The 14,581-nt window shown below is 52.0% G+C and carries 12 protein-coding genes and 2 tRNA genes; 7 read left to right on the top strand and 7 right to left on the bottom strand.

Features of this window, described 5'->3' with window-relative positions:
• The coding region (locus tag G604_RS0110875; protein ID WP_028910590.1) for an IS30 family transposase at positions 1–320 on the top strand (320 nt) is incomplete at its 5' end.
• Between the two features lie 960 nt (positions 321–1,280).
• On the opposite strand, the gene G604_RS0110880 is transcribed toward G604_RS0110875, so the two are convergent.
• The 5 genes from G604_RS0110880 to hcp form a co-directional block, all read right to left on the bottom strand.
• Complete coding sequence (locus tag G604_RS0110880) at positions 1,281–1,676, bottom strand: HIT family protein (RefSeq protein ID WP_028910591.1); 396 nt, start codon at positions 1,674–1,676, stop codon at positions 1,281–1,283.
• 49 nt (positions 1,677–1,725) lie between these two features.
• Positions 1,726–2,196: a transcription elongation factor GreA gene (gene greA, locus G604_RS0110885; RefSeq protein WP_028910592.1), complete on the bottom strand. Its 471-nt coding sequence runs from the start codon at positions 2,194–2,196 to the stop codon at positions 1,726–1,728.
• 235 nt (positions 2,197–2,431) lie between these two features.
• Complete coding sequence (locus G604_RS0110890) at positions 2,432–3,631, bottom strand: L-serine ammonia-lyase (protein WP_028910593.1); 1,200 nt, start codon at positions 3,629–3,631, stop codon at positions 2,432–2,434.
• Positions 3,632–3,733: 102 nt separating this feature from the next.
• Positions 3,734–3,807: transfer RNA gene (locus tag G604_RS0110895), tRNA-Val, on the bottom strand.
• 191 nt (positions 3,808–3,998) lie between these two features.
• Positions 3,999–5,645, bottom strand: a complete 1,647-nt coding sequence (gene hcp, locus G604_RS0110900) for a hydroxylamine reductase (protein WP_028910594.1) — start codon at positions 5,643–5,645, stop codon at positions 3,999–4,001.
• A gap of 192 nt (positions 5,646–5,837) precedes the next feature.
• On the opposite strand from hcp, the gene G604_RS0110905 reads away from it, so the two are divergent.
• From G604_RS0110905 to G604_RS0110930, 6 genes are all read left to right on the top strand, one after another.
• Positions 5,838–5,922 (top strand) — tRNA-Leu (locus tag G604_RS0110905).
• Positions 5,923–5,943: 21 nt separating this feature from the next.
• Positions 5,944–6,912, top strand: a complete 969-nt coding sequence (locus tag G604_RS14260) for a DUF4369 domain-containing protein (RefSeq protein WP_036905497.1) — start codon at positions 5,944–5,946, stop codon at positions 6,910–6,912.
• 1 nt (position 6,913) lies between these two features.
• Positions 6,914–7,858 (top strand): N5-glutamine methyltransferase family protein, encoded by a 945-nt coding sequence (locus G604_RS14265; RefSeq protein WP_051220377.1) that lies wholly within the window; start codon positions 6,914–6,916, stop codon positions 7,856–7,858.
• Positions 7,859–7,924: 66 nt separating this feature from the next.
• Entirely contained in the window at positions 7,925–8,377 is a 453-nt protein-coding gene (locus tag G604_RS14270) for a regulatory protein RecX (RefSeq protein ID WP_155941932.1), read from the top strand.
• Complete coding sequence (locus tag G604_RS0110925; RefSeq protein ID WP_028910595.1) at positions 8,374–9,069, top strand: ComF family protein; 696 nt, start codon at positions 8,374–8,376, stop codon at positions 9,067–9,069. The genes G604_RS14270 and G604_RS0110925 overlap by 4 nt, the downstream gene beginning before the upstream one ends.
• Positions 9,070–9,165: 96 nt before the next feature.
• Positions 9,166–11,160, top strand: coding sequence for a helix-hairpin-helix domain-containing protein (locus G604_RS0110930; protein WP_028910596.1), 1,995 nt, complete (start codon positions 9,166–9,168; stop codon positions 11,158–11,160).
• A gap of 577 nt (positions 11,161–11,737) precedes the next feature.
• Here G604_RS0110930 and G604_RS0110935 read toward each other — a convergent pair.
• A complete protein-coding gene (locus G604_RS0110935) occupies positions 11,738–12,760 on the bottom strand; it encodes a M28 family peptidase (RefSeq protein WP_028910597.1) in 1,023 nt (340 codons plus the stop codon).
• Positions 12,757–14,562 carry a membrane dipeptidase gene (locus tag G604_RS0110940; RefSeq protein ID WP_028910598.1) on the bottom strand — a complete coding sequence of 602 codons (1,806 nt, stop codon included), beginning with the start codon at positions 14,560–14,562 and terminating at the stop codon, positions 12,757–12,759. Before G604_RS0110940 ends, G604_RS0110935 begins: the two co-directional genes overlap by 4 nt.
• Positions 14,563–14,581 lie beyond the last annotated feature (19 nt).

Genomic DNA, 14,581 nt, shown 5'->3' on the forward strand with positions numbered 1-14,581 from the left:
TTATTGTACACCTGCTTGAACCCTATAAATATTTGATCAAAACCATTACCACTGATAATGGCTCAGAGTTCTTCTGTCATGAGTATATTACCAAGAAACTTGGTGCCAAGGTATACTTCGCTGATCCTCATGCTCCATGGCAAAAGGGACTCATTGAAAACACAAACGGACTCATCAGACAGTATATCCCCAAGGGGACCGATTTTGACAATGTCAGCCAACAAAAAATCAAGGAAATACAACGGCAAATTAACACAAGACCAAGAGCTAAATTGAAATTTCTCTCGCCTGATGAAGCCTTTGTCAAAAATATTTCTTAAATTTGCACTTGCTAGTTGAATTCACCGTTGAATTATATTTATCTTCATTGTTAAGTAGATTAAATTTTCTAAATAGTCTCTACGCCTTAGTGGTTGCGTTGCCGTTTTTATAATTATTGGTCGCAATATGTCGTCGGGTGGATAGACCCGTAGCATTTCTAAGAGTATAATTGGCTACAAAGTTATAAAAAATTCTTGTAATTACACAAAATAACATAATTTTTTTAGTAAAAAGATGCAAACGATTACACATTTGGCGGTATAATTGCTTATTTTTCCGTAAGCGAAGTTGTCTAAGTTTGCTGTTGACAGTCAAAAAGATAAAGCAGAAAGCATGACGATGTGCAAAAGACATCACATAAGCATGAAAGCCACCGTCAACAAGATGTACAAGTCGTGTGCAAAGGTCATCACATAAGCATGAAAAGGAGACATAATAGACCGCCAATGCAACACGCGACACGACCGCCAATGTAGGGGTGGGGTTCCCCACCACGATTTCAACAAGACGAGAGAAAATGGCGCCGTACACTGGAGATCATCAAGAATCTTCTTAACGTGTTGGCAGTAAAACTCTGCATCAATGTGGCTGATACCATGGAGAATTTGATGGAAGGTACACAGACTGTTGGTGAGCTTGAAGCAATCCTACTTGCTTTGTCACCATTAGATGCTGTAGCAGACTATTGATATAGAGCATTAACTTACGTTTGCAAAATGTTAATGAATTGCTTATCTGTAAATTACAAGATACAATCATTTGAAAAAGCCTATAAAATGGCAAGTGGGAAACTTTAGTTTAGAATTTCAGGCATAGTCTTCGGCTGAGAACAAAAATCCAAGAGCTTATTCAGTTCTGTTTGGCTAGGGATAAGTTTTTTACGCCCTCTATGTCAGAAAGCCAAGATATTGATGGCAATACCTTGGCTTTATTATTTCTAATCCGTTTCCCTTCGAATCTTATTCCTTGGAGAAAGCAGCAAAGATCTTATCGGCGATGGACTTCATCTCATCGTCCGTAAACTTGACATGCTTCTTGAAGTCGACGTCGGCCTCACTGTTCATCGGGATGAGATGGATATGAGCATGGGGGACGTCAAGGCCGAGGACGACCTGTGCGACCTTCTTGCAGGGGAAAGCGGTCTTCAAGGCCTTGGCGACTTTCTTGGCGAAGAGCTCGAAGGCAGCGAGGTCCTCGTCACTCATGTCGAAGATATAGTCTACTTCCTTGCGAGGGATCACGAGGGTGTGACCCTTGGCAACGGGATTGATATCAAGGAAGGCATAGAAGTTGTCGTCTTCCGCACACTTGTAGCTGGGGATCTCACCGGCAGCAATCTTACTGAATATATCCATAAACAAATCATTAATTGTTCATTTTGGGCGGAACATGATCATCATGTCCCTATGCGCCAACGGAGATCTTGTCGATGCGCAGTTTCATGGTGCCACGCGGAACCTTCACCTCAGCGACATCACCGACTTTCTTATTGAGCAGCCCCTGGGCGATAGGCGTCTTGATGGAGATCTTACCCTCGCGGAGATTAGCCTCTTTCTCTGAGACGATGGTATACTTCATCTTCTTCTTCGTAGCCATATTCGTCAGTTCCACGGTAGAGAGGATCTGAACGGCATCAGCGCTGAGCCGACTGGTATCGACGATCTTGGCGTTCATGATCGTCATCTTCAGGTCATTGATCTTTGCCTCGAGGTGCTGCTGAAACTCCTTCGCAGCATCATACTCAGAATTCTCACTCAGATCACCCTTATCTACAGCCTCAGCGATGGCAGCGGAGGCCTTCGGGCGCTCTACAGATTCCAAATGTTTCAGTTCAGCCACGAGCTTGTCGTAGCCTTCTTGTGACATGTAAGCCATAATGTTTTCTTTTAATTTATACTATTGTTTAGCTACGCAGACAACAAAAAACTAAGGATTCCGGCATCATCTGTCCTGAAGATGCCGGAACCCTCAAATTCTGTTCTGCAATATTTTTTTTATTTCTTCGTTTGCAAAGATAGGACTTTATTTCCAATCCCGCAAATATTTCTCTTTAAATTTTGTTTATGGACCCATTGTCCATTATCCATTATCCATTCTCCATTAGCCTTGGCTACGTAGCTGCGAGTCCGCCCTCCGAGGTCTCCTTGTAGAGCGACGGGAGATCATGGCCCGTTTGCTGCATCACCTTCACGACACGGTCGAAGCTCACTTGGTGGCGGCCGTCACCGAGCATGGCATAGAGCTCAGCATCCAGGGCACGTGCGGCAGCGAAGGCATTGCGCTCGATACACGGGATCTGCACGAGGCCGCAAACGGGATCACAGGTCATACCGAGGTGATGTTCCAGCCCCATCTCCGCGGCATATTCGATCTGCGCCGGCGTACCCCCGAAAAGCTGACAGGAGGCAGCGGCAGCCATGGCGCAGGCCACGCCGACCTCTCCCTGACAGCCCACCTCTGCGCCGGAGATCGACGCGTTCGTCTTCACGACATTCCCGAAGAGGGCCGCCGTGGCGAGGGCATGGAGGATCTTCGTTTCATTGAAGTCGAACCGGCTCTGCAGATGATAGAGCACGCCGGGGATGACGCCGCAAGCGCCACAGGTCGGCGCTGTAACGATCGTACCGCCACTGGCATTCTCCTCACTCACGGCGAGGGCATAGGCGAAGACGAGAGCACGGCCTTGCAGCTCCTTCCGGAAACCTTCGGCCTTGACGAAATAGGACGGAGCTTTACGCCGCAGGTTCAGCGGCCCCGGCAGCCGTCCCTCATGGGAGATCCCGCGCTTCACGGCATCCTTCATATAGATCCATACCTTATCGAGGAAGTCCCAGATCTCCTTTCCTTCACACTGTTCCACATATTCCCAGTAGTCGCGTCCCGTCTCCTCACACCATTTCTGGATCTCCGTGAGACTGTGCATCTTGTAGACGTCAGCTTTCTTGAAGAAGTCATCATGGTCTTTCCCCTCCGAGAGGGCCCCACCGCCGATGCTGTATACCGTCCAGTCGTCTACGGGGTCGTCGTGGTCATCGAAAGCCACGAACTTCATACCGTTGGGATGGAAAGGCAAGAAGATCTTCGGGCGCCAGAGGATCTTCGTCAGTGCCACGGGCTGCAGGACATCAAGGATCGCCTGGTCCGTCATGTGTCCTTTTCCCGTTGCTGCCAGGGAGCCATAGAGCGTCACCTCAAAGCGTCGTGCGTGGGGATGCCGCTTGGCGAAGATCTGTGCCGCTTTCTGCGGGCCCATCGTATGCGAGGACGACGGTCCACGCCCGATGCGATAGAGTTCCGTAATCGATTCCATATTGATTAATTTTTTTCTCGATGCAAAGTTAATGATTTTTTTTAGAAGAAAGCCATGGGAATAAATAAAAAATCCAACTGCCCAAAAGACAATTGGATCATGTGTCGACACTTGGATTCGGACCAAGGACCCCCACCATGTCAAGGTGATACTCTAACCAACTGAGCTATGCCGACGAATTGGAAAGCGAGTGCAAAAGTACAACTTTTACACTGACTCTCCAAATAAAGTCCTATATATTTAACAAATATTACGAAAAATCCCTACATTGCGGAATATGATGAATCATATCCCTACATATTCCCCATCTTCCTTGCGTGGCCGCAACATGGCGGCCACCTACAAAGGAATCTGTGAATTATGCTAGTTAGATATATTTCTCGATATCCTCCTCGACGGTAGAGATGGTACCGAGGCCGAAGTTATCCACGAGGACCTTCAGCACACCCTCAGAGACGAAGGCGGGGAGCGTAGGACCGATATGGATATTCTTCACGCCGAGGCTCAGGAGGGCCAGGAGGACAATGACGGCTTTCTGCTCATACCAGGCGATGTTGAAAAAGATCGGCAGGTCGTTGATATCATTGGCACCGAAGATCTCCTTCAGTTTCAGGGCCACGACAGCCCAGCTGTAGGAGTCGTTGCACTGACCGGCATCAAGGACACGAGGGATGCCGTTGATGTCACCGAGGCCGAGTTTGTTGTATTTGTACTTTGCGCAGCCACTGGTGAGGATGACGACATCCTTCGGCAATGCCTTGGCAAAGTCGGCATAGTAGTTACGGCTCTTCATTCGGCCGTCGCAACCACCCATGACGACGAACTTCTTGATAGCGCCACTCTTCACGGCCTCAACAATCTTGTCGGCGAGGGCGAAGACCTGTGCGTGGGCGAAGCCGCCGATGATCTCACCATGCTCGATCTCCGTAGGAGCCTGGCAGTGCTTAGCCATCTCGATGACCTCTGAGAAGTCCTTGTGACCATTCTTCTCCTCGATGTGCTTCCATCCGGGGAATCCCGTGGAGTTCGTCGTGAAGACGCGGTCCTTGTAGGTTGCCTTCGGTGTCGGCGGCACGATACAGTTGGTTGTGAAGACGATAGGACCGTTGAAAGTCTCAAACTCCTCACGCTGCTTCCACCAGGCGTTACCGTAGTTACCCACCAGATGCTTGTATTTCTTCAGCTGCGGATAGTAGTGTGCCGACAGCATCTCACCATGGGTATAGACATCGACGCCCGTACCCTCTGTCTGCTTCAGCAGGTCCTCGAGGTCGTGGAGGTCATGACCACTGATGAGGATACCCGGGCGCTTGCCGACGCCGATGTTCACCTTCGTGATCTCGGGGTTTCCATAGGCGCCCGTGTTGGCGGCGTCAAGGAGGGCCATCACGTCGACACCATACTTACCTGTCTCGAGGACGGTGGCGAGGAGTGTCTGCTGGTCAGCCTCGGGGTTGGAGATCGTAGCCAGTGCCTTCATCATGAAGCGGATGATCTCCTCGTTACGCTTACCCAGGCGAGCGGCATGCTCATAGTAGGCAGCCATACCCTTCAGGCCAAGGACGGTGAGCTCCTTCAGACTGCGCTGGTCGGGATCGGTATTGCGGAGCACGGTCTCACGGTTACCCTCGTCGACATACTCGGCTTTCTCACCACCCCATTTCACCTCCTGGTAAGCGGGGAGAACGACGTCATGCTCGAAGGCTGTCTTCAGCAACGCCTTCTTCAGCTCGATGCCACGGTCTACCTTACTTAATAAGGCCTGGTCGTCGAAGTTGGCATTGGTAATGGTGGCGAAGAGAGCGTCGACGATGAAGTCACCGGCTTCCTCGAGGTTATACTCTACATTGTGGTCGTTGAGATAATGACCGATGGTACCGACACCACGGACGACACTCAGCAGGAGGTCCATCCAACGGGACGTCTCCGGCAGTTTACCACACACGCCGCGAACGGTACATCCTGTACCCTTTGCGGTCTCCTGACACTGAAAGCAAAACATCTGATTTTCCATAAAGCTATAATCTTGTTCGTTATTGTCGAAACATGATGAATCATGTACCGACGTTCGTTAATAATTCGTTTGACGGTGCAAAGTTACGGCGTATTTCCAGTACGGAATGGTCACAATTGTTACGTTATGGCGTTAAAGAAAATTAAATCTCTATGGGATATCATATTTTTGTCTTACCTTTGCAACCGGATTGCCGTGATGGTGGAATGGTAGACACGAGGGACTTAAAATCCCTTGGCCAGTAATGGCTGTGCGGGTTCGAGTCCCGCTCGCGGCACAAAATGAAATCTTCATCATCATGAAGCGAAACCAATTCTCACAACTTATTCTCCTTTTCCTCCTGACGGCCGTTTGTCTCGTCAGTTGCGGACCTGGGAAAGGAAAGTTCAGACTCACCGGTCATCTTCTGCATATCAACCAAGGCCAGCTCCTCGTCTATTCCCCCGACGGCGCCATTGAAGGGATGGACACCATCCAGATCCAGGGCGGCCGCTTCGAGTACAACAAGCCCATAGAGGAGGACGGCATCCTTGTCCTCGTCTTCCCGAACTTCTCCGAGCATCCCGTCTTCGTCACCTCCGGTGCCAGCATCGAAGTAGAAGCTGACGCCTCCCACCTGAAGGAGATGAAGGTCACGGGAACAGATGACAATGAACTGATGTCGGCATTCCGGCAACAGACCGCGACAGCATCGCCGCCGGAGATCCGCCGTCTCTCTAAGCAGTTCATCCATGACCATCCCGAGAGCCGTGTCGGCCTTTGGCTTGTGAGGAAATATTTCATCGCCACGCCACAGCCCGACTACCGTGAGGCTGCTGCCCTACTGGAGGTGATGACTGCCAAACAGGGCAAAGATGTCTATCTCTCCCGTCTAAGGCAACAGTTACAGCCGCTGATGGCGACAGCCGTGGGAGCCTCCCTCCCGTCCTTCACGGTGAAGACCCTCGATGGCAGAACCGTCTCGTCGGCGACACTAGCAAAGGCTACCCAGGCCGTCATTTACGTATGGTCCTCGTGGAATTTCGACAGTCAGGATCTCCAGCGCAGCCTCCATTACCAACAGCGCGGCAACCCTCAGATGGCCGTATTGGGCATCTGTGTCGACGGTGATGTCAGTCAGGCGCGGCAGATTCTGAAGCGGGACACGATTCCCTTCCCTACGGTCTGTGACGGTCGCATGTTCGAGACTCCCGTCCTCCGTCAGCTCGGTCTCACCACCATCCCTGACAAGATCGTCCTCAGACATGGGAAGATCGTAAAAGAATAAAATGGCAAACAACACGTACAACGCTCTCGTCCAGTCTCTTTGTAAGTCCCTTCCTCCGGAAGGAACTGGGGTAGGCCGCTCCCTCAACGATGCCCGTGCCGTCGTCCGCTATCTCTTGGAAGAAGACTATGGGCTGACGCTCACGGACATCGTCTGCGGTGCCGTCGACCGTCTCTCCGCCAAGGATCGTCAGCGCCTCAACGCGCAGATGGAGCAGTTGCGTCAGGGCGTCCCCGTGCAACAAGTCCTCGGCTATGCCACTTTCTGTGGCCGTCGTTTCAAGGTCACCCCTGACACCCTCATACCAAGGCCGGAAACAGAAAGATTAGGGGAAGCCTCACCCCACCCTCTCCCCTCACCCTTCGGGTTTCTGTCCCCCGGAAACGGGGGAACCGAAGGGGGTGTAAAGACCATTGAGGGAACAGGGGAGAGGCCAGCAAGTTTTTTAGATATCGGCACAGGCACAGGCTGCCTTGCCATCACGCTGGCCCTTAACCATCCCGACGCCCGCGTCACGGCATGGGATATCGCCCCCGCTACCCTTGCCGTTGCCCGTGAGAACGCACGGACCCTTGGCGCCACCGTCGATTTCAGGCTACAGGATGCCCTGTCGCCCCCTGACGACCATACCTGCTGGGACCTCATCGTCAGCAATCCACCGTATATCGCCGCAGAAGAGGCGAAGGACATGTCACCCATTGTCCTCGACCACGAGCCCGCCCGCGCCCTCTTCGTCCCCGATGATGATCCTCTCCTCTTCTACCGAGCCATCACCCGTTATGCCCGCAAGGCCCTAAAGCCAAATGGAGAACTACGATTTGAGATCAACCCTCGTTTTGCCATCGGTCTCCTCCGAATGATGGAACAGGAAGGTTTCCATTCCGTCCTTCTGAAGGACGATAATGGCAAGGACAGGTATATATATGCCGGCCTCTCCCAACCATAAAACAACCATAAATTCCCCGCTGCCTCACAGCAAGCCCCTCCCTTCGGGAGGGGGTGGTGTATGCCTATGAATAAAACAGAATCACAGGCCCTTGCGGCCCTCACCAAACTCTGTGCCGCCGCCGAGCATTCCTCCCGTGAGATGGAGGACAAGCTGCGGCGATGGAACATCCCCGATGATGCCGTCACACGGATCCTCAACTATCTTCACGAGGAACAGTATGTCGACGACACCCGCTTCTGCCGTGCCTTTATCGAAGACAAGCGTCTGAACAACGGATGGGGACAGCGGAAGATCGAACAGGCACTCTATCTCAAAGGCATCCCCCGTTCCATCTCCGATCCTCTCTTCCGGGAAGTCACCGAGGAGCAGTGGCAGGAGATTCTCGTGCCGTTGCTGCGGCAGAAAGCAAAGACCGTCAATGCCAAAGACGACTACGAGCGGAAGATGAAGCTCATCCGCTTCGCCATGACCAGAGGCTTCTCCTATGACCAGGCACAGGAGGCCCTCAGCCTATGATTCTACGCCGTCTTCTCGACCTCATCGCCCCACGTCCCTGCGCCGTCTGCGGCCGTCGTCTCGCCCCTACCGAACAGCTCATCTGCGCCGCCTGCCTGCTACACATGCCCTGGACCGACCATCCTCAGCATCCCTACGACAACGACCTCGCCAAACGCTTCTGGCACCTCCTGCCCATTGAGCGCGCCGTGGCACTGTGGCACTATAAGGCAAGATCTACAAACACCTATCCTATCCTACAAGCAAAATATTTCTTTAGACCGGAGGCGGCAGAAGCCCTGGGCCTCATCGCTGCTCACCGGCTACAGTCTTCGGGATTCTTCGAGGGTATCGACGTCATCATCCCCATCCCCATCGCGAAGAAACGATTACGGCAACGCGGATACAACCAGAGCGAGCGTATCGCCCGTGGTGTCAGTATGATTACAGGTATTCCCGTTAATGATCAAGTGGTCAGAAGGCAGACGTTCAAACGTTCTCAAACCACCCTCGACCGTATGAGCCGACGGGAGAATGTGGAAGGGCAGTACGAGCTTGTCGATGCCGCCGCGATCCACGGCAAGCATATCCTGCTCATCGATGATGTCTGTACTACCGGTGCTACGATTCGCTCCTGTGGAAGTATTCTCGTGACCGCCGGTGATATCAAGATCAGCGTCCTCGTCATCGGTATGGCCGGAGAGCACCGCTAAGCGATAAAAGACTGTTAAAAATTTGCAATCTATTCATCTTTTTCCTATCTTTGCCATGAAGTAATCAAGAACCTGATAACTGGCTAAAAGTAAAATATGATGCGATTTCTCTTCAGTCTATTATTCCTCTGTATCCCTTGTCTCGGCATGGCCCAATCGACACATCCCTGGAGCGCCGATTTAGAAGCGCTCAGTGATGAGGAAGATTTCGAGTCTACCCATTGGGAAGATTATGCCGACGTCCTTGAGGAGTTGGCCCAAAATCCTATAGACATCAACCATGCCAGCCGCGAAGATCTCCAGCAACTTCCCTTCCTCACCAGTCAGCAAATCATGGACATTGAGGAATATCTCTATCACTATGGTAGCATGAAATCCCTCAGTGAGCTGAAGATGATCCCCTCCCTCGATTATTACCAGATCAGACTCCTCCGCTATTTCGTCTATCCGGGAAAAGATGAAACCGACAAATCGCTCCATTGGAAGGACTTATGGCACTATGGCAAACAAGAGATCGCAGCATATACCCATATCCCCTTCTATAAAAGAAAGGGGGATGACGGTGATTATCTTGGATACCGTTATAAACATTGGCTCAGTTACCAGTATCATTATGGTAACCAAGTGAAGTTCGGATTTCTCGGCTCACAGGATGCCGGTGAACCTTTCTTTAAGAACAAGAATGGGAAAGGGTATGACTATTATACCTTTTATTTCCAGTTACGTGATATCGGAAAGATCAAAAACATCACCATAGGACGGTACCGCCTTCATTTCGGTATGGGACTCATCTTGAATAATGATTTCTCCCTCGGCAAGACGGCCACCCTCACCACCCTTGGACGGAATAGCAATACGATCCGCGCCCACTCTTCGCGTTATGAGGCCAGTTATCTGCAAGGAGCGGCAGCGAGTATCCAACTGCCATTCCATCTGACCCTCAGTACTTTTGTCTCCTGGCGATACCGCGATGCCACACTAAAGAACGACAGTATCAAAACCATCGTCCGTACAGGCTATCACCGCACAACTACGGAACTAGAGAAAAAGAATAACTGCTCGGAATTCCTCGCCGGTGGAAATCTGAACTTCTTCCATCAAGGCTGGCATGCCGGCATCACTGGATATTACGTATCCTACGACAAGCCCTTCATCCAGAACTTTGGCCATGACTATCGCCGTTACAATCCTACGGGCCGCCGATTCTGGAACATGAGTGTCGACTATGGCTACCTCAGCCGGCGCCTGAATATGCAAGGTGAGACCGCCACAGGCGACTGCCATCAGATCGCCACCATCAACAGCATCAGTTATATGCTCACATCTACGCTCAGTGTCATCACTCTCCAGCGATTCTATAGTTATCAGTTCTATAGTCTCTTCGGCAATAGTTTCGCGGAGGGACGGAAGGTACAGAATGAGAGTGGTTTCTATGTCGGTGCTACTTGGACACCCCTCTCCCACCTTTCCCTCAACTACTACAGTGACTATGCTTACTTCCCGTGGTATCGCTATCATCTCAGCAAGCAGACGCATGCTTGGGATCACCAATTGAACGCCATCTACAATCTCCGCGCCTGGACTTTCTCGCTTCGTTACCGGCTGCAGGACAAGGCAAGAGAAAGGATATTAAAAAATGGCGACAAGCATACCGATTATGCTACCGTTCAACGCTTGAGACTGATGGCGGCATGGACCTCCGGGGCATGGTATCTGCGTACACAGGCCGATGGCGTATATGACCACTTCACAAGCAATAGCACCGGTTGGATGATCTCTCAACTGGCCGGATGGCAGTATCACTGGATAAAGATACGGAGTCAGATAGGCTATTTCGCTACCGATGACTATAATAGCCGTGTCTATGGAGCAGAACCTCAACTGCTCGGCATGCTCTCTTATCCCTGTTTCAGCGGCCGTGGCCTTCGTACCATCATGCTCCTTCAAGCCCATCCCGTAGATTGTCTGCAAGCTTCCCTGCGCTTCAGTCTTCTCAAATATTTCGACCGCAGCAAGATCTCCACGGGCAACCAGCAAATCAACGGCAGTTGCCAATCTGCCCTGGAATTGGAAATCCGTCTCCGTCTGTAGGGAAAAGATTCATCATGTTCCGCACGACCGTGCTATCCCTACCTCTTTTTTGCACATTTGTACATGGTAAGAATGGGGATATTATTAATCATCTGAATGATTGGCGGTAAATATGCTGAACATGAGGAGTTTTTACAATCTATTGGTTATCAAGCAAATACAAAAATGAGTATAAAAAACACCATTTTATCCTGCATACTTATTCGTGTATTTATGCAAAACAGGCCAATATTCTTAATAATTATACGTTTTGTGGTGCGATTTGGGAATCGGAAACACGGCATTTGCGCGCCATAAACACCGAGCAGAATTTTGTAAACACGATGTTTAGAAAATTCTGCACGATAGATAGCTGGGAAAACTCGTTATTTCGACTTGCTCCGTTGATATTTACCGCTTTTTCTTTCTAGAATCGAAAATTAAGACAGAGAAAAATGGGTGTCAAAATTAAGGGAGTAGACGTTGGATCTACCTTTTTTCTGACATGTTATAAAAAATGGCCGCTCATACACTATTCAAGAATAAACACCCTTCCATACAAAAGCCCTCCCCTTCGGGGAGGGTTGGGAGAGGGCTCCTATTTCTCACTGTACAGCACCTGTACGATGGTCTGTCCGACGGCCTTGAGGACCTGTTTGTCGATATGGTCCATCGTATCGGAGACAGTATGCCAGGTCGGTCCGAAGCTCGACTGCTGGCAGTCAGGGAAATAAGGAATAATATCGATGGTGGGGATATGCGCGATCTGGTTGACGGGGATATGATCATCGGTGATGGCCCCTCCCTCATCCTTCGGGAAGAAAGTCGACATGCCGCACTGTGCTGCAGCGCGCCACACCTTCTTGACAATGGCGGGGGCATACTGTTTCGACATCACTTCCTGGTAGAACCGCGATCCCTCACCGCCGACCATATCGAGGAGAATGCCATAACGTGGTCCGTACCCCTCGGGGACATGGGCGGCCCAGTACTGAGCGCCAAGGGCCCAGGTGTCTTCCTTGTCGGCGACACCGGCCCACTGCGGCGTTCCCCAGTCCTCAGCATCGAAACAGACAAGGTCAACACCGATATTCGGCAGTGGCTTTGCCTTCAGCAGTCGTGCGATCTCGAGCATCACAGCGATGCCACTGGCACCATCATTGGCGGCCATGACGGGCTTATGCCAGTTCAGGCTGTCGGGATCGTTGTCGGCCCAGGGACGGGAGTCATAATGGGCACAGAGGAGGATGCGTGTTGTGGCCTGCGGGTTGACATGGGCGATGATATTGTTGCACCTCAGCGCCGTGCCGTCATATCCGGTGACAGTCGTTTTCTGCTCCTCGACGGTACAACCGAGACTCCTGAACTTACTGACGATCCAGGTGGCACAGCGGTCGTGGGCGTCGGAGTTCATCACACGCGGTCCGAAGTCACACTGTCGGGCGGCATAGGCATAGGCGCTGTCGGCATTGAACGCCGGTCCGACGGGCTTCACGGCAACGACCTCGTCGGCCTCGTCAGTATCGGTAGTCTTCGGCGTGAGGACACCGGAGAAATAAAGGGCACAGCCGATGGCGGCTGCAGCAAATATAGTCACGATAAAAATTTTTTTTCTTTTCATTGCTTGTGTGTTTGCGCGATAGTCATGACCCGGAGCCAGTTCTGTCCCCAGATCTTTTCGATATCACTGTCACTGTATTTCCGCATCAGGAGATGGCGTGTGAAATTGATCAGTTCACTGGCATCTTTGATTCCCGTGACACCGCCGTCACCGTCGAAATCGGTGCCAAGGCCGACATGGTCGATACCCATGACTTCCACGGCATGGTCGAGATGGCGCATAGCATCGGCAATCGTCGCCTCTCCTTCCTTGCGCAGGAAACCGTGATAAAGGGTGATCTGCATGACGCCGCCACGCTGGGCGAGAGCCCGCATCTGGTCATCGGTAAGGTTCCTGGGCACGTCACAGAGGGCACGGCAATTGGAATGACTGCAGACGATGGGCGTCTTACTGAGCTCGAGGGCGTCGTAGAAACTCTTCTCACCGGCATGACTGAGGTCAACCATGATACCCTGACGGTTCATTTCGGCGATGGCCTCACGACCGAAGGCACTGACGCCGTTATGGGTGTTACAGCCGCGCGCGGAGTCACAGAGGTCATTGTCACCATTATGACAGAGGGTGATATAGACGATACCACGTTGGGCGAAATGCTTCACGTTCTTGATGTCATGATTCAAAGCGAGCCCATTCTCGATGCCGAGCATGATACTCTTCCGGCCGTGGCGCTTGTCCTCATAAAGGTCAGAGGGCGTACGGGCGATGGAGAGATACTGACTGTTGGCATTGACGATCTGTTCGATCTTGTCGAAGATGAGATCGGCATAGTCCGTCGGCGAAATGCTGTAGGGCGGCTTGCTGAAGCCATAACGGGAAGCCAGCACGGGGTTATGGGCAGCAATGCCGGCAAGATCGATCTTCGAGGAGAAAGTCTCGCCGAAGGAGGGCTGCGGGAGGTAGCTGACCATCGTCACAGCTTGCGTACGACCCTCCGTCATCTTCTCGAGGTCGTAGAGGATACGGCTGTCCCGATGACCGAAGTCGACGCCCTGGGGGAAGAACATCGGCGTATCACAGTGACTGTCGAGGGTGAGGATGGACTGATGCAGACGCTTGCAGTGATGGAACAGGCGGGCCTCACCGACGAGCCAGCGGAATAACGGCTGACCGTCGTCGCCGAGCCATTCGGGATGCCACTGTACGCCGACGATGGGTTTCTGTTCCGTACTCTCCACGGCCTCGATGACTTCATCGGGGGCTGTGGCCGTGACACGGAGCAGGCGTCCCGGGTCACTGACGGCCTGGTGGTGGAACGAGTTGACGAAGGTATGGGAGCCATAGACCTGATGGAGAATACTCCCCTCAATGATCGACACGCTATGCGTCGGTTCTCCGTTGTCGGCATCCTGAGAATGCTTCACGGCAGTATGGATATCCTGCGTGATCGTACCGCCGAGGGCGATGACGAGGGTCTGCAGACCACGACAGGTGCCGAGGATCGGCAGCTGACGGTCGTAGGCGAGACGACAGAGAAGAAGCTCGGCGAGGTCCCGTTGCCGGTTGATATGATGGAGGCCGGGAACGGGCTCCTGACCATACCACAGGGGATTATGGTCGGCACCGCCGGTGAAGATCACGGCATCGAGGTGGTCGAGGGTCCCCACGAGGGTGTTGACATCGGTCACCGCGGGGAGGATAACGGGGACACCGCCGGCCTTGATGACCTGTCGGCTATAGACGGCACGCACGGTATCGTCGGGATCGTGATAGTTGGCCGTGATACCGATGAGCGGCTGCGGCGTGTTCTCCGGATACCGGCTGTAGATCTTTTCTAAATGTTGTTGTAATGAGAATGATTCCATAAAGCGAATAACACAAATT

The sequence above is a fragment of the Prevotella sp. AGR2160 genome, from assembly GCF_000424185.1.
GTDB lineage: Bacteria > Bacteroidota > Bacteroidia > Bacteroidales > Bacteroidaceae > Prevotella.

What these genes read in the sequence shown, in the direction of transcription:
- G604_RS14265 (WP_051220377.1), top strand. Translation starts at nt 6,914, where the DNA reads ATGGCAAACAACACGTACAACGCTCTCGTCCAGTCTCTTTGTAAGTCC.
- hcp (WP_028910594.1), bottom strand. Translation starts at nt 5,645, where the DNA reads ATGGAAAATCAGATGTTTTGCTTTCAGTGTCAGGAGACCGCAAAGGGT.
- G604_RS0110925 (WP_028910595.1), top strand. Translation starts at nt 8,374, where the DNA reads ATGATTCTACGCCGTCTTCTCGACCTCATCGCCCCACGTCCCTGCGCC.
- G604_RS0110935 (WP_028910597.1), bottom strand. Translation starts at nt 12,760, where the DNA reads ATGAAAAGAAAAAAAATTTTTATCGTGACTATATTTGCTGCAGCCGCC.
- G604_RS0110880 (WP_028910591.1), bottom strand. Translation starts at nt 1,676, where the DNA reads ATGGATATATTCAGTAAGATTGCTGCCGGTGAGATCCCCAGCTACAAG.
- G604_RS0110930 (WP_028910596.1), top strand. Translation starts at nt 9,166, where the DNA reads ATGATGCGATTTCTCTTCAGTCTATTATTCCTCTGTATCCCTTGTCTC.
- G604_RS14260 (WP_036905497.1), top strand. Translation starts at nt 5,944, where the DNA reads ATGAAGCGAAACCAATTCTCACAACTTATTCTCCTTTTCCTCCTGACG.
- G604_RS0110940 (WP_028910598.1), bottom strand. Translation starts at nt 14,562, where the DNA reads ATGGAATCATTCTCATTACAACAACATTTAGAAAAGATCTACAGCCGG.
- greA (WP_028910592.1), bottom strand. Translation starts at nt 2,196, where the DNA reads ATGGCTTACATGTCACAAGAAGGCTACGACAAGCTCGTGGCTGAACTG.
- G604_RS14270 (WP_155941932.1), top strand. Translation starts at nt 7,925, where the DNA reads ATGAATAAAACAGAATCACAGGCCCTTGCGGCCCTCACCAAACTCTGT.
- G604_RS0110890 (WP_028910593.1), bottom strand. Translation starts at nt 3,631, where the DNA reads ATGGAATCGATTACGGAACTCTATCGCATCGGGCGTGGACCGTCGTCC.